Source organism: Streptomyces sp. NPDC050164, assembly GCF_044459945.1.
Taxonomy (GTDB): Bacteria; Actinomycetota; Actinomycetes; order Streptomycetales; family Streptomycetaceae; genus Streptomyces; species Streptomyces coeruleorubidus_A.
On sequence record NZ_JBITJK010000001.1, the window covers coordinates 475822 to 496629 of the forward strand.

Sequence of the window (20808 nt, forward strand, 5' to 3'; positions counted from 1 at the left end):
AGCCAAGCCATCGAGCAGGCTCTTGGCTGGTGAAGGCATGGTTGAGGCGGTGCCCGGGCCACCTCGGGAGGATGCCCACGCTGAGGCGGCGGTCGCAGGCGCTCCCGCCGCCGACAGCGGTCAGCAGCGCGCGGACGCCCTCCACTCGCTCCTGGTGGCAGTACCGACCTTGGGGAAGCGCCCGCTGCTTCCCCTCCTGGAACGACTCGTCCAGGAGGTGCGGGCCGTGCGACGGCGAGGCTACGCCGGTGCGGTCGTACTCCTGGACAACTCCTCGGGACTTCCGCCTTCTCTTCGAGCGGCAGCCGCTGCGCTGGGCGTGCACTACCGCCATGTCACTGCCCGGGGCTTCTCCCAGGTGCGCAACGCCGCACTCGACGCGGCAGGCCAGTTCGATGCTCTCGTCTTCATCGACGATGACGAGCTGCCCTGCCGCGGCTGGCTGGAGGCGCTCGTCACAAGCGCCGAATCCCATCGGGCCGACGTCGTGGTGGGGCCCGTCCCGCTGATGCTTCCGCCCTCAGCCCCGCGATGGCTTGCCGAGGGGGCAGCACTGCGCCCCCGACGCAGTCAGCCCGACGGCCCGCTGCGCGGAAGCGCAAACTCCGGCAACACGTTGATTCGCATGTCGACCGTGCGCCGCCTGGGAGCGCGTTTCGATCCTGCCCTCGACACCATCGGCGGTGAGGACACCGTCTTCTTCGGACAGCTCGCACAACGGGGTGCCACGCTGGTGTGGGCAGGCGCGGCCGAGGCAGTGGAGACGCCTGATCCGGAGCGCCTGGCCGTGTCCTATGTCGTGCGGCGGGCTTATCGGGCCGGCCGCATCATGGCAGTGACCGCTCGCATGGTGACGGGGGACACATGGTCCGACGCGCCGCGCCGCGTCGGGAGGAGCTGCCGTGGCCTGCTACGCCTGGTTCTGGGCGGTGTGTGCGGTCGCTCGTCCGTCTGCGTTCTGGGGCTGGTGGATCTTTCGTTCACCCTCGGATGGTTTGTGACCGTAGCCATGCCACGCGGTCGGCGGTCGGTCAACGACTGCCGAGTTTGGCCGTCATACGCATGAGCAGACGGGAAGCCGGGAACCACACCGGCCGAGTCCGACGGGCCCAGGCGGGCATCTGGCGGATGAGAACCATGTCGGCTTCCTCGACCGACTGGCTTCGCTGGCGGACGGTCAGTGAATCGGCGTGGGGGCGTACTTCACCCAGCACCATCGGTACGTAGTGCGCCTTCCCATGCTTCAGCAACCGACGATGCAGATCGACGTCAAAGGCAAGCCGGACGGTGTGGTCCAGCCCTCCGATCGCCTCAACGGCCGTGCGCCGGTACAGACAACCCGGCTGCAGCATCAGGTTGTGACCCATCCGCAGCATGCACGGACCCATCAGGCCGGGGCGCAGCTCCCAGCCCGCACGCCCCTCGGTTGCCATGTACCGGGTTCTGCCGTACACCATGACGGCCTCGGGATGCCCTTCCAGTGCGGCCGCCGCCGCTAGCAGCGCACCCGGGCGCAGACGATCGTCGTCTCCCAGCCAGGCAACAGCCTCCACCCGGTCGCCCAGGTACTGCCACCCCGTCGTCACTGCCGCCGCGATTCCTGTGCCTCGCTGAGGGATGACCGGCCAGGGCCGGCACTGCTGCGTGAGACGGTCAACGCTCTGCTCGGTGGTCACCAGGACCGTCTCGAGCCGCACTCCGGACTGATCGGCAAGTGAACGCAGACACTCGGCCAGCATGTGCGGCCGGCTGCCGAGCGTCGGTACCACCATTCCCACCGGCATCATGGGGTTCCTCCTGGCGCTTCTACGGTTCTGTTTTGCATGGCACGACGGTGGCGGCTCAGGTAGACCACGGCTGCCGCGGCAGCGGTTCCGAGGAGGATTCCGTGGAGGCGTGGCCACGGCGAAAACACCAGGTCCCAGCCCAACCGCGCAGAAAGAAGGGAAAAGACGAGCACCGGTGGGCCTGCTCCGTTGCGGATGGCGACCACCAGCGCTGACAGGACGAGGAACAAAGGGGTGAGTAGGCCTGGAAGGACCAGAATGCCCGTTTCCGCCCACAGTTGGAACAGCACCGAATGAACGTACAAACCGCGACCGAAGTAATAGGAGACGTGCCCCTCATGAGGGGACACACCAACAGTGCGCAGCCGGTCCAGAAAAGCCGCTCGAAGGTCGGAGTCGACCTCGGAGGCGATGCCTCTGCCCATGAGAGGAGAGTCCTGGATGATCACGACGGAAGCCGCGATCTCAGGGCGACCTCCCACCAGCAACCCACCGTGGACGCCGCTTTGACGAGCCCACTTCATCTCCTGCTCCGCGTCGAGATGCCCGTTGGCCGCCAAGTGCCCGTAACCGACGTATACGGCAGAGACGATCCCGCACAGGCTCGCGCAGACCATCACCACACGCTTCCATGACTTCCGCTCCGTGTGACGTGCGGCGAGTAGACCCATGGCCGCGGTGACCGAGACGACGAGAAACTCGGAGCGGAACCCCAGAACGAGATTCACCACGCAGGTGGCTGCGATCAGCAGGACAGCCGCAACTGATCTGCCGCGTCCGAAGAGAGCGGCCGAGAGCAGGACGACCGCGACGCTGACGAGGGCGCCGTAACCATATTTCCACGGATCGACTGCCGTATTCGCTGACCACGGTGTGAAGGCCACGGCTGCGAACAGTCCCGTGACCAACGAGACCACGTACACCCGAATCGCAGTCCAGCCGTGCTCGAAGATCCACAGCGCACCGCAGAAGCTCAGTCCGACCGTGAGCGGACGGGACAGCGCGTACGCGGCATCTCGCATGCTGTCCTCGGTCACCACTTCGGTGACCCCCGCGGCCCCCAGCCAGAGAGCGACGAAAACCAGGCAGGCCCGCCCTGTTCTCCAACGCCACGCGGCAGCCAGGACGACAGGACTGATGATCGCGAGGACGGCGTGACCGAGTGTCAGACCACCGCGGGGGTATAGGGACCACGCGGTGCCCATGCCGATGACGGCGGCCGTCGTGGCGATGAGCGCATTACCGCCGCCCGGACGGGCCGATGGTGGTTCACGACCCTGGTCCTCGCGCTTCGCGGTGGCCGAACCGAGGGATGGTGCCACGCGCCTGGAGCCCGCTGGGAACGAGCTGAGGTCATGCATGGGACAAGGCCCTTCGCGCGTTGGGAACAAGCACGACCGCGGTGAAGGAAAGCACAGAGGCGATCACGGGCCCCGGTGTACCGACAAGGTCCGCAAGGAGGACGGAAAGAACGAGGTTCACGGCTGTCATCAGCGTGACCGTGATCGCCTGAAAACGCAGCCCTGGAGCGTCGGTCAGCCACATGCCGACCGGGTAATACACGGCCTGCACCAACAGCAGGGCCGCGAACGCGGACATCAGAGTCGTCCCCACCGGGATCCGGCCGTGTGTCATCCAGGAGGCGACTGTCGGCCCGAGCAGAAGAAGGCCCAGGGCGATGGTGATGCCGCCGATGGCGAAGTAGCCCATCAGCCGCACAAGGGCACGTCGGTCTGGTTGCTCGTCGGCTGACTGACGCTGGCGAGCGAAGATGACCCACAACGGCATTGCCGCAGCGCTCAGCAGACCTGCTGCAGGTGTGAACAACTGCGCCGCTGCCGAGTAGGTAGCCACCGCCACGTGATCCGTCACATGACTGAGGACCAGGCGGTCGGTGGAATAGGTCAAGGCTGTGCCGATACCGATGACCGCCATGGGTGCGGCCAAGTGACGGATGCGCACACCCGCCTGCCGCGGCTGGACACACTCTGCAACGACTTTCCATAGCGGAATGTGGAACAGTCGCCCGGCCCAGACGAGGCACGCCGCTCCCACAGCACACTGCGTCAGGAAACCCGGTGCCACGAGAACTGCGACCGGAGCGTCCACGTTCACGGCCAGGAGCACGAGGAGGAGTGCCAGCAAACTGCCCGCGCCTTGCAGCAGCAGGGTGAGATGCATCCGATCGAGCGCGAAGAGAACAGTTCTGCCCAGACTGAGGAACGTACTGCAGCCGAAGAGCGTCAAGGCAACGGCGACTGCGGCGTCGGCCTCCGGCCCGGCGGCGTGACCGAGCAGGGATTGCCACAGTCCGAAGCAGGCCGGCACGACGCCTGCACAGGCGATCAGCAGACCCACGACCAGCAGGGTGCGTGCCGCAGAAGTGACGGCACGGAGCAGAATCTGCGGATCGCCACCGCGACTCTGCGCCACGGCCTGCACGATGGCCGCTCCGATACCGAGGTCACCGAGCGGCATGACCGCGGGCAGCGTGATGATCAGTGCGTAGAGCGCGTACCCCGATACCCCGACGGCATCTACCACCATACGTGTGGTCAGCAGTGCCACGGCTGCGGTCACGGGCACTGTCGCTGCCTTCGCCCCCAACGACCAGGCGACAGGGCGAAGACGGCTCCGCTCCGCCGTGACGGGCCCCCGAACAGTCGGCCGTTGTGACCGGCCCTCCGCCCTCGGAGGATCCGGGAGTGTCACCGCACGGTCGGGAGCGGGCGGACTTCTACCGGCATGGCATCCTCCTGCTTGAAACAATGCATAACGCCAAACAATTGACTGTTGCGCGAGGCTGCGGTCACGTGCAGAGAGTAAACACTGATGCGCGGAGCGGGCCGGTACAATTCGCTGTGCAGTACCGCAGATTGTCGGTTTCGTCACTCGAACGGGGTAGCGTGTCGCCCGAGGAGTCCTGCATCCAAATGGGAAGCTGCTCCGAGGGAGCTTCTCATCGACCAATCACAGCGTCGACGCCGCGCTGGATGAGGACTGATGGAAATGCCTGCGTGGCCCCAGGCGTAGATCAAGGAGATGACGCGTGTGAACCTCCTCAAGCGTGCCGCCTGGGAGATCAACGAACGCATTCCCCCCAGCATCGCATTCCGGGTGGATCTGCTCCGGCCATCCCTCGCCAATTCCTGGGGCGGCCCCATGAACGGGCAACGCAAGAGATGGCAGATGATCCGTGACCTGATCACCGTCGGAAACTTCGACGAGGTTGTGGAAACGGGCACCTACCGAAGTACCACCACGAGATTCCTCCATCATGTCTCCGCGCTTCCGGTGCACTCCGCGGAGATCGAGGAGCGATTCTTCAGGTACTCGGCAGCGCTGTGTCGACCGTACCCCGGGATCCGCTTGTATCACGGGGACTCCCGAGAGATGCTGAGGGCTCTGTCTGCACGTGAAGGGAGTCCGAGACTTCTCTTCTATCTCGACGCCCACTGGCAGGCAGACGTTCCTCGATATGAGGAACTCGAGATCATCACAAAGCGATGGTCCCATGCTGTCGTCGTGATCGACGACTTCAAGGTGCCGGACGATCCCGGCTACGCGTTCACCAGTTATGACGGTTCGCCGCTCGACATCATGTACCTGCCGGAACTGCCCAGTTGGCAGGCGTTCTATCCTGCGGCTCCCTCGGCCGAGGAAACAGGAGCCAGGAGAGGGTGCATCGTCCTGGCCGGCCCCGAAATGGCACCGCCGCTGCAGCCTCTGACGAGCCTGCGCCGCGCGCACCTTGCCTGACCAGGACCGGTCCCGTACGGGCGTGTCCGGCGGGCCTTTGCGGCACAGCTCACGACAATGGATCCGTGACAATCCTTCATGCTGCCAGACGCTTGGGAAGATGCCTGGGCGTGGACGTCTCCCGCTATCCGAAAGCGACCCCCGAGTACCGGGCGACCCAACTCCTCCGTCGGTACGGCGTCGACCTTGTTCTTGACGTGGGCGCCAATAACGGCGGCTATTCTACGATGTTGCGCAGGAATGGTTACCGCGGGCGAATCGTATCGTTCGAACCGGTCCGAGAGCCGTTCACGCACCTGAGGGTGAAGGCGGCTCACGATCCGCTGTGGACCGTCATGCCCTTTGCCATCGGCGACGTCGAAGGAACAGTGGAGATCCACGTGGCCGGGAATCAGGCCGCGAGTAGTTCCGTACTGGGGATGCTGCCGCGTCATGCCGAGGCCGTCCCCAGCTCTCAGTACATCGCAAGCGAAAGGGTTCCGCAGCGAACCCTGAATTCCCTGTGGCCGGAAGTCGTGAGCCAGGGTGACCGAGTATTCCTGAAACTCGATGTACAGGGAGGCGAGAAACAAGCGCTAGTGGGTGCGGGGGAGCGTCTCTCGCAATGCGTTGGAGTGCAGTTGGAGATTTCGTTCCTGCCGCTCTACGAGGGAGGCATGCTTTATCGGGAGGCTCTTGATTGGGTGGGGGAGTGGGGATTCACCCCTGCATACGTCCTGCCTGGTTTTACCGATCCGCGGACCGGTCAAATGTATCAGTGCGACGTAGTTTCCTTCCGTGAATGATTACCCTGCCGTCTTCCCGGGCTTCACGACGACCCCTACCATCATGTTGCCGAGCGAGTTCACGGGCGTCAGTGCCGCGTAGACGCACTTGGCCGCCAGGAGCCGGCAACGTTCCGGAAAACGGCGCGCCACCTTTCCTACCGAAAGGTTGTGATCCCACAGCCGACGAGTCAGAACGACTGATTCCGCCGACAGGAGATAGCTCAGCGTCATCTGTTTCAACATCGAGTGGTTCCAGCGGAAAACGTAGTTGACGGCCTTGCCCTGTACCTCCCATTCGGTACCGATGAGCCTGCCGACCAAACTCTCGTAGGGCTCGATCACGATGGCCGCGGTGCGAGCCACCCGGAGCATCTCTGTGAAACCGAGTGCAGGGCGGGGCAAGTGGTGCAATCCGTCCTGCACGAAGACCAGATCGTAACTAGAGTCAGGAATTCCGGCCATGTTCTCCGCATTGAGTGGCATGGTTCGCAGGTTTGGGTCCAAACGACGACACACCGCGAGGGCTTCTTCTGACAGATCGGTAACGGTCACGTCTGTGAAGCCGGCGCGACGCAGGAAGATCCCCTCCCCTCCGACGCCGCCGCACACAACCAGGGCACTCTGCTGAGCAGGATTCAGGAGATTACGTGCGCTGAGCATATCCAGGGAAATCTGAAGGCGTCGATCCCGAAGGAACCGTGTCAGTGGATCCCTGGTGACGTGAAAAGACCAGTCATCCCGCTTGTCGCAGATCTCCGCGGTGGCGCTGCGCTGAGATTCGATTGCACTTGACACGTGCATCTCCTTCTGTACTTGAATTTTGCGCGTTCAGTGTGTCATGTGCCGCGCCACTGTTCTGTTGCACGCGCCGCGTAATTCTCTGGTTTTGTCTGATCGTGTCAAACTCTCGACAATAAGTGCCTCCGGTGGCGGAGGGATGGTCGACGCGAGCCGCGCCGCCGCCTACCGGTCTGTCCGGTGCCACCGGGCCATTGCGGCCGCCCAGTGGCATCCGGACACGTCGCCGCTTCCTACCTGATCAGCTCCAGCGTTGTCGGAACAGAGGGTTGCGCACCGAGGGAAACGGCAGGCGCCGGGGACAGGGCCGCGATCTCGGCGTCGACCATGAGGCGGGCCAGTTCCGGGGCTCGCACCTTCGGGCGCCAACCCAGGAGCCGCTCGGCCTTGGAGGCGTCTCCGACGAGGTCGTCCACCTCGGTCGGTCTCAGGTATCGCTCGTCGAACCGCACGTGGTCGCGCCAGTCGAGGCCGACATGGGCGAAACACTGCTCGACGAAGTCGCGCACGCTGTAGCTGACGCCGGTGGCGACCACGTAGTCGTCCGGTTCGTCCTGTTGCAGCATCCGCCACATGGCCTCGACGTATTCCGCCGCGTATCCCCAGTCCCGTCGGGCGTCGAGATTGCCCAGGTAGACGACGTCCTCGAGGCCGGCCTTGATGCGTGCGGCCGCCGTGGCCACCTTGCGGGTGACGAAGGTCGGGCCACGGCGAGGGGACTCGTGGTTGAACAGGATGCCGTTGACCGCGTACATCCCGTACGCCTCCCGGTAGTTGCGCGTCGCCCAGTACGCGTACACCTTGGCGACCCCGTACGGGGAGCGCGGGTGGAACGGGGTGCCCTCGTGCTGAGGCGGCGGGGAGGCGCCGAACATCTCCGAACTGGACGCCTGGTAGAACCGGCAGGGCAGGCCCGTCGTCCTGATGGCCTCGAGCAACCGCGTGGTGCCCAGCCCGGTGGAGTCCCCGGTGAACTCCGGCTCGTCGAACGACACCCGTACGTGGGACTGGGCGGCCAGGTGGTAGACCTCGTCGGGCCGCAGCCGCTCGAGCAGCCCCGCGATCCGGGTTCCGTCGGTCAGGTCGCCGTAGTGCAGGAAGAGGCGCGCCTCGGGGTCGTGCGGATCCCGGTAGAGATGCTCGATGCGTTGCGTGTTGAAGGTCGAGGCGCGGCGGACGATTCCGTGCACCACGTATCCCTTCTGCAGCAGCAGTTCTGCGAGGTAGGAGCCGTCCTGGCCGGTGATGCCGGTGATGAGCGCGGTCTTGTCCGTCATGAGGATTCCCTTTGCTGGGCTGTGAGGGGTGGAGAACGCACCTGAGCGGGGAGGGTGGCGGGCACGGCTCATTTCCTTGCGACCAGTGACTTGGGAAGTCCGGCGAAGCGTTCGAACCAGATGGTGGAAGCAGGGAAGTAGGACCGCATCTCGGCCGCGGACAGCAGCTCGACCTCCTGGACGTCGCGGGTGGCCTGCGCACGGCCCGCGCGTGGGACGTGTCCGTGCGGCCAGCGCCGGGAGACGGCGACGCGAGCCCGGAACGGGAGCCATTGCAGTCCTGGGAACAGCCAGTGGGGTTCGACGGGGAAGTAGCGGTAGGGGGTCTGCACCCAGTGGTGGTCCGCGTGGCTGTGCACCGCGTCGGCGAACTGCTGCCGCCGGTAGTGCCCTCCCACGTGCTCCAGGACGGAGTTCGAGTACACGAGGTCGAATCGCCGGGTGACCATGTGCGTCGGCAGCGAAAGGCTGCACGCGTCCGCGACGACCGGCGTGATCCCGGACTCGGCATGCCGGGCGGTGCGCGGGTCGAGATTGACGGTCACCACGTGCGCCGGCCGGACAGGTGCGCCACGCCAGGAGGTCGGGGTGCCGCCGAGGTCGAGAACGTGCATCTCGGCCAGGTCGGGAAAGCGCCGCAGCAGTTCGTCCCAGCGCTTGGCGCGAGCCGAGTGGGCAAGGGAGCCGGGCCTCGTGGGGTCGGCGATCTTCGTCTTCAGCATGCTGCTTCCTCTTGGCCACGTGTCGTGCGGCGCTGCCCGACTCGACGGCCACGCGCCTTCTGTTTCGGCCGAGCTGTCAGGACGGACCGGATGCGACCCCGAACTCCAGCACCTCCGGCACCTCCGGAACCTGGGCACCCGTTAAGAATACGGATATCAGCGCTATCGTCCGTATCATGGCGTTGTGTCGCTTTTCGAGGATTGCATGTCAGTGAAGGAGGACGTCGAGGTCCATGGCCGCCTGTACTGATGCCGGTGCCACAGCCCCGGTCGCCTCGGCGGTGAACGCCCCTGCCGCGGTGCGCGACGACAGGGTGCACCGCCCCCTCGACCGCTCGGCGCGCGTGTTCGTGGCCGGGGGCTCGGGGCTGGTCGGTTCGGCGGTGCGCAGGGAGCTTCGCCGTGAAGGGTTCACTGATGTGGTCGCGCCCGGCTCGGCGGAGCTGGACCTGAGGGAGCGGCAGGCGGTGTTCGACTGGTTCGCGGCCGTGCGCCCGGACGTGGTGGTGCTGGCCGCGGCACGAGTGGGCGGGATCAAGGCGAATACCACCCGGCCCGCCGAGTTCCTCTCCGACAACCTGCGCATTCAGGTCAACGTGCTGGACGCGGCCCTGGGGCACGGGGTGGAGCGGCTGCTGTTCCTGGGTTCCAGTTGCATCTACCCGAAGTTCGCCGAGCAGCCCATCCACGAGGAGGCGCTGCTGACGGGTCCTTTGGAGCCGACCAACGACGCCTACGCGATCGCCAAGATCGCCGGCATTTTGAACGTGCGGGCGGTACGACGCCAGTACGGCCTGCCCTGGATCTCCGCCATGCCGACCAATCTGTACGGGCCGGGCGACAACTTCCACCTCGACCGCTCTCATGTGCTGCCGTCCCTGATGCGGCGCTTCCACGAGGCGAAGGAGTCGGGTGCGCGGCGGGTGGTGAACTGGGGCAGTGGCGCGCCACGTCGGGAGTTCCTCCATGTGGACGATCTGGCACGGGCGTGCCTGCATCTGATCGAGCACTACGACGGGGACAGTCCGGTCAACGTCGGCACCGGCACGGACCTGACCATCCGGGAACTGTCGGAACTCGTCGCGGACGTCGTCGGGTACCGCGGGAGCGTCGAGTGGGACACGAAGCAGCCGGACGGCACCCCACGCAAGCTCCTTGACGTGTCCCGGCTCATCGCGCTCGGCTGGGCGCCCCGTATCGGCCTGCGGGAAGGAATCGCCCGGACGTACGCCTGGTACGTGGACAATCTCGAGTCCGGCACGCTGCGGCACTGACGGACTCCGTTCACGGTATGCCGCTGCCGCGAGCATGTGCGCGTCGCCTACGTCGAGGTTGGGCTTGTTCAGGCGGTCATGGCGGCAGCGGCCGACAGCGGGTACCCCGACGACGACGTGACGTCATACGTCGGGAGATCCGCTGTCGGCCGCCGGTACTGCTGAGGCTTCGCAGCTGCCCGATGGAGCGGGGCGGTCAGTTCTGCTTCCGCCGACGGACGGCCATCACCGTGCCTGCTCCGAGCGCCAGCAGCCCTGCGGCTCCGCCCAACAGAACGGGCGTCTGGTCCTCACCGGTGTCGGCGAGGTGAGGCTTGTGCGAGTTTACGGTGATCTTGGCCGAGAGCTTCAGTTTCGATTTCTCTCCCTTGAGAAGGAAGATGTGCTTGCCCGGATCGGTCCATTTGGGGATGGTGACGGTACCCTCCACCGTGCCGTTTGCGTCGGCGGTGAAGTGGCCCAGCTTGACCGGCTTCGAGAAGAGCAATGCGTCCACCCCCTCGTTCGGAGTGAACCCGGTCCCTGTGAAGGCGAGGTCGTCTCCTGCGTCAACGGTGGTGGCGCTGAGGGTCAGGCTCGGGGCATCGGGTGGATACGGCTGGGAGTGGGCAGGTTGGGCCCCTACGACTGGGACTGCGGCCAGGGCAGCGGAAGCTGCTGTGGCCGCGAAGGCGGCACGACACTTCGATGAGGCCGTCATCGCATTCACACTCCTCAAATGGAATCGGGCGACGTCATGGTCCGGCCCGCGAGTACTGTATGTGCATAGATAGCGCCAAATAGCGCATGTTAAGCACTTTCGGGAGGAAAAGCGCTGTATGGCGTATGCAGATCACTGGATTGGCCGCTAGTTCCCGGATGCGAGGAGCGAAGGCGCCCGATGTGTGCCATGCGGTTGGTCCGCCTCGTGGCGACTGCCCTGACCAGTGATTCCGCGCTCTTTCAGAGGCGCTGGTGTACCGCAGGCACCCGGGCTGCGACGCTCACCCGACGACCGCTGCTTGACCGGATGGCGCGATCCTGAAACTCGGCCCGAACACCACAGCCGGGAAGAAACGCTCTTTGAAGTCCTCACCCGGTGGAGATGTCGGATGAATACTGACATCGCGCCGCACGTCTTGGTCTCCTTTTCTTCCCCTCCTGGAGGGTGCGTGCCCCCGTTCCGCGTACTTGTGGTGTGCACCGGCAACGTCTATCGCTCTCCGCTTGCCGAGTGCCTGCTCAGGCACCAACTGCTCGAGTATCGGCAAATGATCCATCTGAGCAGTGCCGGCACCCGGGCCGTCGCGGGTATGCCAATGGCGGCTGTTGTCGCCTCCTTCCTCCTCGGACGTGGCGTGCAGCCCTGCGGGATGGGCTCCTGCCGACTGACCAAGGAGATGGTCGAAGACGCGGACCTGGTACTGGGCGCTGCGACGGAGCATCGTGAGGCCGCTGTGCGGCTGTCCCCTGTGCGTGCGCTGTCCCGTGCATTCACCTTCCGTGAGTTCGCCCGGTTGGTGCGTTCAGAGGACGCCGCAGGCGTGGTGGATCCGGCCGCACGGTTTATGACCCTCGTCCAGGGGGCGGCCGCTCGCCGTGGTGCCGTGTCGACACGCATGGGTGACGTAGACGTGAACGACCCTCTTGGCGTACCTCCACCACAAGTACACGAGTGTCTGGTTCAGATCGAGGAGATCGTTGAGCGGATCGCCGCCGCCATGCGGACCAGTTAGCATCCGTCTTCGTCAACTGCGAGCTGGTGCTGTGACCGCATAGGTCGCTGGGGCTGCGTGAGGCCGGGATCTTGAGAGGGCTTCCGCCCCGGCGGATGCCTTTCTCGCTGCGGGTACGGGACCGCAGTCGCCGGCAGATCAGCTCGAAGGCGCACCGCGAGGACCGCAAGACGCGACTCGTGCCGCTCAAGCACCGCGACGTGCCAGCCGCGCCCTTCACCTGCTAAGAGATCGACGAGCAGGAGGAGCTTTGGCCGCCGATCCCGGTCCACGAGGTCGCGCTGTCTCGGCCACAAGCCCATCAAGACCACGGTCGGCATCTACGGCCACCTTGTCCCCGAGGTGCGGGACCGCTGCCGCGAGATCATGCAGACGGCGTTCGTGCCTGCTACGTAGGGGTACCGGGGCGGGCTCGGGCTCCAGTGCGCCTCCTGACCCTGACCCTGACGCCGACTCGGTGGAGGCCCCTCGCCCCGGGCGACCGGATCACGCTGTACGAACCGCGAGGTCCGGAGGGACGGCGCCGATGCTGGAGGCGCACCTCCAGAGGTGCGGGCAGACCTCGCCCCGCGGTACTGATGCGGCCCTGGCCTCGTGGCCCGGGTGGGCGGAGGGCCACTCGGCGCTCGTCTGGTTACCGGCGCCGTCGTAGGCGTAGCTCTCGGTCCACCCCGCGCGGTGACGCCCGTGACCCGTCCCGCGGCGTCCAGATCGAAGTGGCGGCTGCCGATCACCCGGCCCGCCAGGGTCAGTCCGACGGGATTGTGGGCGGCGTCGTAGGCGTAGGTGCTGACCGTTCCGGCCAGCGGGGTGCGCCCGTCGGCGTCCTTGCGGACCACCTGGCCGAGGACGTCGTACTCGAAACGGATCAGCTGTCCGAGGCCGTTCTCCTTGCCGACCAGGCGGCCGGCCGGGTCGTGGGCGTAGCGGAGCGCGCGACCGTCGAAGTCCGTCTCGGAGACGAGCCGACCCGCGCTGTCGTAGGCGTGGGTCCGCCCACCGCTCGTCGCGCGCAGAGCAGCTGCGGCCGCACTCGATGTTCCGGTGGCGGCCCGGCCTCCCTCCGGTGGGGAAGGGAAGGGGAACAGGGCGGGAAGGTGGCAGTACACAGTGGCGTGTATGTGTACACACTCCCCGAGAAGCTCGCAGTCGAGGCTGCTCCTGGTGATGCCGAGTCACCAACTCGTGCGAAGAGGTGCCGAGTTGGGGTTTCGCATCTGGTCGGTATGGGATCCGTCACAGCTGGAGGCCGACTTGGCGCCGCGCGTCGAGGAGGTCTCCGAGGAGCTGCTGCTCACGGATTTCACCGACGAGAGCGGGCTGCGCGAGGTCATCGCGCGGACCGCGCGGCGCCATGACATCGACGCCGTGCTGCACTGCGGACACGGCGACTCCGTCCTGCCGGTGGTCCGGGAGGCCTGGCGGCTGGGCCTGTCTCCGAACCCCCCGGCGGTGTACGAACGGCTCCAGGTCTGCGAAGAGGACGACCGGGCCCCTGCCGAGGCTCCCCGGGTGAGTGTCGAGACGCTGACCGTGAACGGGACCCACCACGTCGTGGGGATGACGGCTCAACGCACCACGGGGCCGCCGGACTTCCTCGTGACGGGCTACCTCCATCCGGCGCCGTTGACCGACGACGAACGAAAGATCATCGGGGCGGCGGTCGAGGAGCGGCTGACGGCGAGCGGATACCGTTTCGGCCCGGCTCACACGCAGGTGGCGCTGCTGCCCGACGGGCCGCGGATCGTGTCCTGCCGCGCGCACCTGGGCGCCGACCGCATCCCCCTGCTCGTCGAGATCGCGCGCGGGTTCGACCTGGAGGCGGCGGTCTTCACGGCCCTTTCGGGAGGCCGCCCCGTCGTGCCGAGCGCCTCCCGGTACGCCGAGGTCGGTTTCTTCCTGCTCCCCGAGGGGCGGCTGGAGACGTACACGGGCACCGAGGACATCGCCGTGACCCCCTGGGTCCGTGGAGCCCGCTTCCCGTACGCCGTCGGTGACTGGATCGCGCCCATCGGCGACCCGCGCGCCCGTCGCGCCTACGTGGTGGTCGAGGGGGACACACCGGAACTGACCCGCGAACGAGTCGACAAGGCGCGAGTGGACCTCGTCGCCGATATCCGGCCAGCCACCCGATGACGCGCGCCGGGTAGTTATGTTTTCCTTCTGGGCGAGGCGAAGACACGGGGGGACGGGACGCGGGATCGAGCATGCTTGGTGCATGTGCTCCGAGAGATGATCTACTCTCGCGGCGACGTGTGTCCCATCTCATCGCTGACGGGGGAGGGTAAGGTGCGGGCCGCGACATCGAAGCATATTCAAGACGAAACCAGTTCCGGACTGGAATTCGCCGTTCTCGGATCTCTGGAAGTCCGCAACGGCGGTGAACTCGTACCGGTCAACGGGGCTCTGCAACGGCGCGTTCTCGTGATGCTGCTCCTGGAAGCCGGGCGCGTCGTGCCCGTCTCCCGTCTGGTGGCGGCCGCATGGAACGAAGAACCACCGGACAGCGCCGAGCACCAGGTGCGCAAGACGGTTGCCAAACTGCGCAGCCGCATTCCGCACGGCCCCGACATCATCGTGACCGACGGGCCCGGATACCGCGCGGTCGTCGACACCGACCAACTCGACCTGCTGCGCCACCAGAAGCTGTTGAGGCAGGCCAGGGAATCACTGGACGCGGGGGAGCCGGAGCGGGCCGCCGCACAATTGCGTGAGGCGCTGGCACTGTGGCGAGGGCCGGTGCTGTCCGGTTCCGGCGGCCGTGTGGTCGACGCCGCCTCGACGGCTCTGGAGGAGCAGCGGCTCACCGCTGCCGAGCAGCTCTACGATCTGTGCATCGACGCGGGCGAGGCCGCCGAGATCACGGGTGAGCTGCGTGTCCTCGTCGACGAGCATCCGCTGCGCGAGACGCTGCGCAGCAGGCTGATGCTCGCCCTCTACCACTCCGGGCAGCAAGCCGCCGCCCTCGACGAGTTCGCCCGTGCCCGAGGTCACCTCGCGGACGAACTGGGCATAGACCCCGGCACGGAGCTGACCGGGCTGCACGAACGCATCCTGCGCCAGGACCCGTCGCTCACTCGTCCGGAACGCTCCGCCTCCCGTGTCCCGCACCAGGTGACCGAGGCTCCGTACGCGCTGCCGTTCGACGTGCCCGACTTCTCGGGCCGCAGCTCCGAGCTGAAGTGGGTCTGCGATACGGCCAGGGGTGCCCAGGCCGGGGCACCGACGGTCCTGGCCCTCGACGGCATGGGCGGCGGCGGCAAGACGGCGCTGGCCATCCGCGCCGCCCACGAACTGGCCGAGCAGTATCCGGACGGCAGTCTCTTCATCGACCTGCACGGCTTCACACCGGGCCAGACGCCGCTCAGCGCGTTCCACGCACAAGGAGACCTGCTCGCCGCCGCCGGCATCCCCAGCGACGAGATACCCACGGTGCCGGCGGGACGTGCCGCGCGATGGCAGTCCTACATGCGGGGCCGTCGCATGCTGCTGGTCCTGGACAACGCCGCCGGGTCCGAGCAGGTGCGGGCGCTGATCCCCGCCTCCTGCGACAGTCTGGTCCTGATCACCAGCCGCCCGCGGCTGACCGGACTGGACGGAGCCGAGTGGCTCTCCGTCGGCGCCCTTCCGGAGCAGGACAGCCACCAGATCCTGCGTAACACCCTCGGTGCCGAACGCGTCGAGAAGGAGCCGGACGCGGCCCGTGAGCTGCTGCGTCTGTGCGGAGGTCTCCCGCTGGCGGTCAGGATCGCCGCCGCCCGGCTGGCGAACCGTCCGCACTGGACCGTCCAGCGACTCGTCGAACGGCTGCGGGACCACGACCGGCGCCTGGACGAACTCACCAGCGAGGGCAGGGGGGTCGCGGGCGCGCTGCTGCTGTCGTACCAGTCCATGCCCGACGACCAGCGAACGGCCTTCCGGCTTCTGGGACACCACCCCGGACGCTATCTGGACGCCGAAGAAGCCGCCGCGCTGCTGGACACCGATGTCCTGACGGCCGAGGACGTGCTGGAAGAACTGGTCGACGTACGGCTGTTGGAGGCCAGGGAACCGGGGGTCTACGCCCTGCACGACCTGGTGCGCAGCTTCGTGCAACGGGTCGCGCAGGGGCAGCAGGCGCCGGAGGACGGGCAGGCGGTGCGGCGACTGCTGGATCACTACCTGAACACGGCGGAACGCGCGTGCGACACGCTGTTTCCCGGACGGCGCCGCTTCGGCGACCGCGACGAAGGAGGCCGGGCCCGCGAGGAGTTCGACCACAAGGACAAGGCGCTCCAGTGGCTCGACCAGCACCGCGACAGTCTGCTGGCGGCGGTGGACGCCGCGTATCACGGGGGGCTGCTCTGGCACGCCGCGCGGCTGCCGCGTGAGCTGGGCTTCCACTCCAGCATCCGCGGCTACGACGCCAGCGCGAACGCGGCGCTGGAGAAAGGTGTCAGCGCGTCGCGACAGCTCGGGGACCAGCCGTTGACCCGGCTGAACCTGATGAATCTGGCCATGGGCAAATGGCGGCTGGGGCAGTTGCGCGACGCGGTCGCCCGGCTGGAGGAAGCCGTGGACCTGTCCCGGCGGATGGAAGACGTGCACAGCGAGGCGGAGTGCCGGGCCCGGCTGGGACAGGCGTGCAACAGCATGGGGGAGCTGGAGCGCGCGCTGCACCTGTGCCAGGAGGCCAACGAACGTGCGCAGGAGCTCGGCTTCACCCGGCTCGACGGCTCGTCGCTGAGCACGCTGAGCCTGATCCAGGTGCGGCTCGGACGGTTCGAGGAGGCGGCTCGGTCGGGGGAGCGGGCGGTGGCCATCTTCGACTCGATCCAGGAGATACAGCTCTCCGTGGACGCGCTGAGCAATCTCTCCCAGGCGGCCGAGGGCCTGGGCCGCTTCGAGGAGGCGCTCGCTTGGGCCGACGCGGCGCTGGAACGGTGCCAGCGCATGAGCATGCCCTCCGTGTTGCCGCTCGTACTCGCCCGCAGAGCCGACGTGCTGGTGCGTATGGGCGAGCTGGAGGAGGCGGCGGACAGCGCGGGCCACGCACTCGCCAAGGCCACCAGGAGCACCGACGACATCCACCGTGCCACCGTGCACCTGTCGGTGGGGCGCGTGCGGTACGCGCAGGGGGACCTGGACACGGCGAAGGCTCAGCAGCTTCTGGCCCACGAGATCGCCTGCCGTATGGAGTTGCGCTACGACGAGGCGTGCGCGCTGTGGGGCCTTGCCCGTACCGCCGAGGCCCAGGGACACCCGCAGATGGCCCGGCAGCACCGCTCAGCGGCGGACGACCTCTTCTCCCTCATGAAAGTGCCGGGGACCGCACGGTGAGTCCTGCGTGCCGGGCGGCCCGCGGCGCGGGGATCGGGCGGGTGTCCAGAGGGGAACGGGCCGGGAAGGCGAATCGGGAGCATCAGCGGAGTCGAAAAGGCCTCCCTTTCCAAAGGAGCTCACTCATGCGCGTCATCCCCATCGCCGCCTCCGTCATCGCTCTCGGGGCATTTCTGGGGGGACTCACTGCCTCCTTTGACGCTGACGCGCCGGAGACGGTCCAGCAGCGCACCGTCGCCTTCGCCCCTTCGACGGACGTGGTCGTTCCCGGGCTGCGTGACAACAACGGCAACGGCTGAGCAGGTGGGCCGCACCCGCTGGTCGCGGCCCGCTCAGTGGGTGACTTCCGGGGCGAGCCTCGCGATTTCCGCGCGCCGCGATCCGGTTCGGGACAGCGAGGCTGCTGCCCAATTCTTATCGAGGGGGAACACAATGACCATTCGAGTGCTCATCTGTGACCAGCTGCCCGTTATCGCGGACGGTCTAAAGACCCTCCTCGACGCGGTGCCGGACATCGACGTGATCGGCACCACGCACAACGGCATGGAAGCCATCGTTCTCGTGCGCACCACGCGGCCCGATGTCGTGGTCACGGATCTCAACCTCCAGACCATCTCCGGCCTTGAGATGATCCGCAGGCTCGGCAAGGAGGACGAGCCGCCCCACGTGGTCGTGTTCACCGCGTCCGACGCCGACAAGACGGTGAGCGACGTGCTGCATGCCGGCGCGAGCTGCCTGCTCGGCAAGGACGCGAGCCCGCAGGAGCTGATCACCGCGATCCAGGCGGCAGCCGCCGGGCAGACCATGCTCGCGCCGAACATCGCGCAGCGCCTGGTCACTTGGTTCCGTGCGCAGCCGGAGCCCCAGGAGGCCGCGATGTGCCCGGAGGTGACCGAGCTGACCCCGCGGGAACGGGAAGTGACCCGGATGGTGGCGCAGGGCATGTCGACCGAGGAGGTGGCCCGCGAACTGATCATCGGCGAGGCCACGGTCCGTACCCATCTCTACCGCGTGCGCACCAAGCTCGGCGTCCGCGACCGCGCCGAGCTCGTGTCACTGGCCTACCGGACCGGGCTCATCCACTCGGCCGGACAGCCCCTCGGCGACGAGAGGGTCCCGTCACCGGTGGGCCTGCGCGCGAGTTGACCTCCTACGGCCGAGCCGTCGCCGCGACCGGAAGCTCCGTGCCGGCCGCGGCGCGCCGGGCCGTTCGCATGCGGTCGGCGCCGACCAACCGCCACAGCGCGGCGGGATCGCCGTACCGGGCGGACTCGGCCGCGGCCAGTCGGAAGTACCGGTGCAGGCCCAGTTCCGCCGTCATCGCGCGAACCCCGCAGCTCTGCATGCTCAGCCGCACCACGTCGCGCGCGGTCTCGGCGGCCATCGCCAGCGCCATGACCGGCGCGGTGCCGACGGCGTCCGGCTCGGAGTCGACCAGCCAGGCCCCCCGGTACACCGCCGCCCTGGTCGCGCGCAACGCCACCATGGCTCGCGCCAACGGGAACGAGACCGCGGGCAGATCACGCAGCCTGGTGCCGGACTGCCGCCGGAAACCGGCGTATCCCACCGCGATCTGGTGCGCGCCGTCGGCGATGCCCAGCAGGTAGGCAGCCTGTCGCAGCCGCGCCCGGGCGAGCGGGCCGGTGGGCGAGTCGTCCAGAGTCCCGACCACGTCCGCCGCGGTGACCGGCGTGGCCTCGAACCGGACGACCGGCGGCCAGCACCCGCTCTCCCGGATGCGGCCGGTCGCCCCGCGCTCCACCGCGACGAGCACCGACTCGCCGCCTGTCCTGGTGGCCACCAGAAGCGTCCCGGCGCTCACGTCGTCGACCGTGGCCGCGCCGGTCAGCTCCCAGCCACCGGCTCGCGGGGTCGCGGTGACCCCGCTGCCGACCGGCAGCGCTTCCAGTCCGGCCAGTGCCGCGCCCGCCGGGGCGCCCATGCCGGCCGCCATCGCGTCGGCCCGGTAGGAGTTTCCGCGTGCCGCGCGGCCGAGCTCCTCGCTGACCAGCACCCCGGCCGTCAGGCCCAGGTCCAGGCCGCCGACGGAGGCCGGCCGTTCGAAGTCGGACGCGCCCAGTTCGTCGAGCACCGTCCGGGTGGGGCCGAAGGCTCCGTCGGCCACCGGCGCGCCGTGCAGCTCCATCCGGGCGGGGACGCCGGCAAGGCCCGTACGCAACGCCTTGCGCAGCTCGATGACGAGCGGATCGGGGGTGAGGTCCATGTCAGTGCTCTTCCTGTCCGATGGAGTCGAACGCGGCGGCCATGATCTGGAGCATCACCTCGGAGGTCCCTGCCGACAGCGTGAGCCCCGGCGCCTCTCGGTAGGCGGAGTCCAGGGTCACAGCCGCCCTGGTGCGGTTCGCCCGCTGCTCGGGGCTGGGGATGCCGGCGGCCCACGCCGCGACGCTCTGGGCGAGTTCGCTGCTGTGGTACTTGGCGACGGCGGCCGAGACCTGATCGACCTGGTCCGACGCAAGGCCGGTGAGCACCTCCCAGGCGAGGACGTGGTCGGCCGTCAGCGCGCCGTGCCAGCGGCCGATCTGCTCGAGGCGGGCGTCGTGCGGGGAGTCCGGGTCGCAGTCGATGAGTGCGTCCAGCGCGGCATCGAGCCAGTGCTCGGCCTTGAGGTAGTAGTCGAGACCGGTGCGTTCGATGGCCAGTGCCTCGTTGAGCAGCGGCCACCCCTCGTCGCGCGGACCGAGGAGGTCGCCACCCGGCACCGGAACCGAGTCGAGGTCCACCCGGTGGAAGTGCTCGTCGCCGACGCCGGGTATCAGCGACACCGTCACACCAGGTGCGCCCATGTCGACCAGGAACAGACTGATTCCCTGGTACTTTCCGGCACCCGGCGTCGTACGGGCCGCGCACAGTCCGAGGTCGACGAACCGTGTCTTGAGGCTGAACACCTTCGTGCCGGTGATCCGGTAGCCGTCGCCGTCCGGCTCGGCCACGGCCCGCAGCGCACCGAGATCCGATCCCGCGTCCGGTTCGGTGTAGAGCACCGAGGCGAAACTCTCACCGCGGGCCAGCGCGGGCAGGTACCGCCGCTTCTGCTCGTCGTTGCCCGCCATCAGCAGGAACTGGCCGACGATCTGGATGGTGTTGACGTGCAGGGTGTCCGGCACTCCCGCGCGCACCAGTTCCTCGGCGACGATCGCGGCATCGGTGAGCGGGCGCCCTTGTCCGCCGAACTCGACGGGCCAGTGCACGGCGAGCAGTCCCAGCTCTCCGAGCAGACGGTAGAGCGGGCGCGCGTCCGGCTCGACACCGTCCGCGCCCGTGGCCTCGGCCGCCGCGGCACGCACCTCGGCGGAGCGCAGCGTCTCGCGCACACCCGCCCGGAACCGCTGTTGTTCCTCGGTGAATCCGAACCGCATGTACGTCTCC

At 67.6% G+C, this 20808-nt stretch carries 19 protein-coding genes; 9 read left to right on the forward strand and 10 right to left on the reverse strand.

Features of this window, described 5'->3' with window-relative positions; translation table 11 throughout:
* The first annotated feature begins 37 nt into the window (after positions 1 to 37).
* Entirely contained in the window at positions 38 to 1066 is a 1029-nt protein-coding gene (locus ACIBNA_RS02275) for a glycosyltransferase family 2 protein (RefSeq protein ID WP_399163495.1), read from the forward strand.
* Here ACIBNA_RS02275 and ACIBNA_RS02280 read toward each other — a convergent pair.
* Genes ACIBNA_RS02280 through ACIBNA_RS02290 form a run of 3 tightly spaced genes read right to left on the reverse strand, consistent with a single transcriptional unit; the run spans position 1032 to position 4367 of the window.
* Positions 1032 to 1787: a glycosyltransferase gene (locus tag ACIBNA_RS02280; protein WP_399163383.1), complete on the reverse strand. Its 756-nt coding sequence runs from the start codon at positions 1785 to 1787 to the stop codon at positions 1032 to 1034. The two genes, ACIBNA_RS02275 and ACIBNA_RS02280, sit on opposite strands and share 35 nt — an antisense overlap.
* Entirely contained in the window at positions 1784 to 3148 is a 1365-nt protein-coding gene (locus ACIBNA_RS02285) for a hypothetical protein (RefSeq protein ID WP_399163384.1), read from the reverse strand. Before ACIBNA_RS02285 ends, ACIBNA_RS02280 begins: the two co-directional genes overlap by 4 nt.
* Positions 3141 to 4367: a lipopolysaccharide biosynthesis protein gene (locus tag ACIBNA_RS02290; protein WP_399163385.1), complete on the reverse strand. Its 1227-nt coding sequence runs from the start codon at positions 4365 to 4367 to the stop codon at positions 3141 to 3143. Before ACIBNA_RS02290 ends, ACIBNA_RS02285 begins: the two co-directional genes overlap by 8 nt.
* A gap of 471 nt (positions 4368 to 4838) precedes the next feature.
* Here ACIBNA_RS02290 and ACIBNA_RS02295 point away from each other — a divergent pair, with 471 nt between their 5' ends.
* The gene (locus tag ACIBNA_RS02295; protein WP_399163386.1) at positions 4839 to 5546 is read left to right on the forward strand and encodes a hypothetical protein; all 708 of its coding nucleotides are present in this window, start codon (positions 4839 to 4841) and stop codon (positions 5544 to 5546) included.
* Positions 5547 to 5656: 110 nt separating this feature from the next.
* Positions 5657 to 6331: an FkbM family methyltransferase gene (locus tag ACIBNA_RS02300; RefSeq protein WP_399163387.1), complete on the forward strand. Its 675-nt coding sequence runs from the start codon at positions 5657 to 5659 to the stop codon at positions 6329 to 6331.
* Here ACIBNA_RS02300 and ACIBNA_RS02305 read toward each other — a convergent pair whose 3' ends face one another.
* From ACIBNA_RS02305 to ACIBNA_RS02315, 3 genes are all read right to left on the reverse strand, one after another.
* Entirely contained in the window at positions 6332 to 7108 is a 777-nt protein-coding gene (locus tag ACIBNA_RS02305; protein ID WP_399163388.1) for a class I SAM-dependent methyltransferase, read from the reverse strand. It lies immediately after the preceding gene.
* 236 nt (positions 7109 to 7344) lie between these two features.
* On the reverse strand, positions 7345 to 8388 hold the full coding sequence (gene gmd, locus ACIBNA_RS02310; RefSeq protein ID WP_399163389.1) for a GDP-mannose 4,6-dehydratase: 1044 nt from the start codon (positions 8386 to 8388) through the stop codon (positions 7345 to 7347).
* Between the two features lie 68 nt (positions 8389 to 8456).
* Entirely contained in the window at positions 8457 to 9110 is a 654-nt protein-coding gene (locus ACIBNA_RS02315) for a class I SAM-dependent methyltransferase (protein WP_399163390.1), read from the reverse strand.
* Positions 9111 to 9343: 233 nt separating this feature from the next.
* Between ACIBNA_RS02315 and ACIBNA_RS02320 the strand changes: the two genes are divergently transcribed.
* Complete coding sequence (locus ACIBNA_RS02320) at positions 9344 to 10384, forward strand: GDP-L-fucose synthase family protein (RefSeq protein WP_399163391.1); 1041 nt, start codon at positions 9344 to 9346, stop codon at positions 10382 to 10384.
* Between the two features lie 196 nt (positions 10385 to 10580).
* On the opposite strand, the gene ACIBNA_RS02325 is transcribed toward ACIBNA_RS02320, so the two are convergent.
* A complete protein-coding gene (locus tag ACIBNA_RS02325; protein WP_399163392.1) occupies positions 10581 to 10880 on the reverse strand; it encodes an LAETG motif-containing sortase-dependent surface protein in 300 nt (99 codons plus the stop codon).
* 595 nt (positions 10881 to 11475) lie between these two features.
* Between ACIBNA_RS02325 and ACIBNA_RS02330 the strand changes: the two genes are divergently transcribed.
* Positions 11476 to 12099, forward strand: coding sequence for a low molecular weight phosphatase family protein (locus tag ACIBNA_RS02330; RefSeq protein ID WP_399163393.1), 624 nt, complete (start codon positions 11476 to 11478; stop codon positions 12097 to 12099).
* A 320-nt stretch (positions 12100 to 12419) separates the two neighbouring features.
* Here ACIBNA_RS02330 and ACIBNA_RS02335 read toward each other — a convergent pair whose 3' ends face one another.
* Complete coding sequence (locus ACIBNA_RS02335; RefSeq protein WP_399163394.1) at positions 12420 to 13208, reverse strand: hypothetical protein; 789 nt, start codon at positions 13206 to 13208, stop codon at positions 12420 to 12422.
* Positions 13209 to 13302: 94 nt separating this feature from the next.
* Between ACIBNA_RS02335 and ACIBNA_RS02340 the strand changes: the two genes are divergently transcribed.
* From ACIBNA_RS02340 to ACIBNA_RS02355, 4 genes are all read left to right on the forward strand, one after another.
* On the forward strand, positions 13303 to 14235 hold the full coding sequence (locus ACIBNA_RS02340) for a phosphoribosylglycinamide synthetase (protein ID WP_399163395.1): 933 nt from the start codon (positions 13303 to 13305) through the stop codon (positions 14233 to 14235).
* Between the two features lie 153 nt (positions 14236 to 14388).
* Positions 14389 to 17418 (forward strand): BTAD domain-containing putative transcriptional regulator, encoded by a 3030-nt coding sequence (locus ACIBNA_RS02345; protein WP_399163396.1) that lies wholly within the window; start codon positions 14389 to 14391, stop codon positions 17416 to 17418.
* Positions 17419 to 17543: 125 nt separating this feature from the next.
* A complete protein-coding gene (locus ACIBNA_RS02350) occupies positions 17544 to 17717 on the forward strand; it encodes a hypothetical protein (RefSeq protein WP_399163397.1) in 174 nt (57 codons plus the stop codon).
* A gap of 133 nt (positions 17718 to 17850) precedes the next feature.
* Entirely contained in the window at positions 17851 to 18564 is a 714-nt protein-coding gene (locus ACIBNA_RS02355) for a response regulator (protein ID WP_399163398.1), read from the forward strand.
* A 4-nt stretch (positions 18565 to 18568) separates the two neighbouring features.
* Here ACIBNA_RS02355 and ACIBNA_RS02360 read toward each other — a convergent pair whose 3' ends face one another.
* Together ACIBNA_RS02360 and ACIBNA_RS02365 are read right to left on the reverse strand one after the other, a co-directional pair.
* Entirely contained in the window at positions 18569 to 19642 is a 1074-nt protein-coding gene (locus ACIBNA_RS02360) for an acyl-CoA dehydrogenase family protein (RefSeq protein WP_399163399.1), read from the reverse strand.
* A 1-nt stretch (position 19643) separates the two neighbouring features.
* Positions 19644 to 20798, reverse strand: coding sequence for an acyl-CoA dehydrogenase family protein (locus tag ACIBNA_RS02365; protein ID WP_399163400.1), 1155 nt, complete (start codon positions 20796 to 20798; stop codon positions 19644 to 19646).
* Positions 20799 to 20808: the final 10 nt, after the last annotated feature.

Coding starts and splice junctions, on each gene's coding strand:
- gmd (WP_399163389.1), bottom strand. CDS start 8,388: ATGACGGACAAGACCGCGCTCATCACCGGCATCACCGGCCAGGACGGC.
- ACIBNA_RS02350 (WP_399163397.1), top strand. CDS start 17,544: ATGCGCGTCATCCCCATCGCCGCCTCCGTCATCGCTCTCGGGGCATTT.
- ACIBNA_RS02280 (WP_399163383.1), bottom strand. CDS start 1,787: ATGATGCCGGTGGGAATGGTGGTACCGACGCTCGGCAGCCGGCCGCAC.
- ACIBNA_RS02365 (WP_399163400.1), bottom strand. CDS start 20,798: ATGCGGTTCGGATTCACCGAGGAACAACAGCGGTTCCGGGCGGGTGTG.
- ACIBNA_RS02285 (WP_399163384.1), bottom strand. CDS start 3,148: ATGCATGACCTCAGCTCGTTCCCAGCGGGCTCCAGGCGCGTGGCACCA.
- ACIBNA_RS02315 (WP_399163390.1), bottom strand. CDS start 9,110: ATGCTGAAGACGAAGATCGCCGACCCCACGAGGCCCGGCTCCCTTGCC.
- ACIBNA_RS02330 (WP_399163393.1), top strand. CDS start 11,476: ATGAATACTGACATCGCGCCGCACGTCTTGGTCTCCTTTTCTTCCCCT.
- ACIBNA_RS02275 (WP_399163495.1), top strand. CDS start 38: ATGGTTGAGGCGGTGCCCGGGCCACCTCGGGAGGATGCCCACGCTGAG.
- ACIBNA_RS02355 (WP_399163398.1), top strand. CDS start 17,851: ATGACCATTCGAGTGCTCATCTGTGACCAGCTGCCCGTTATCGCGGAC.
- ACIBNA_RS02320 (WP_399163391.1), top strand. CDS start 9,344: ATGGCCGCCTGTACTGATGCCGGTGCCACAGCCCCGGTCGCCTCGGCG.
- ACIBNA_RS02360 (WP_399163399.1), bottom strand. CDS start 19,642: ATGGACCTCACCCCCGATCCGCTCGTCATCGAGCTGCGCAAGGCGTTG.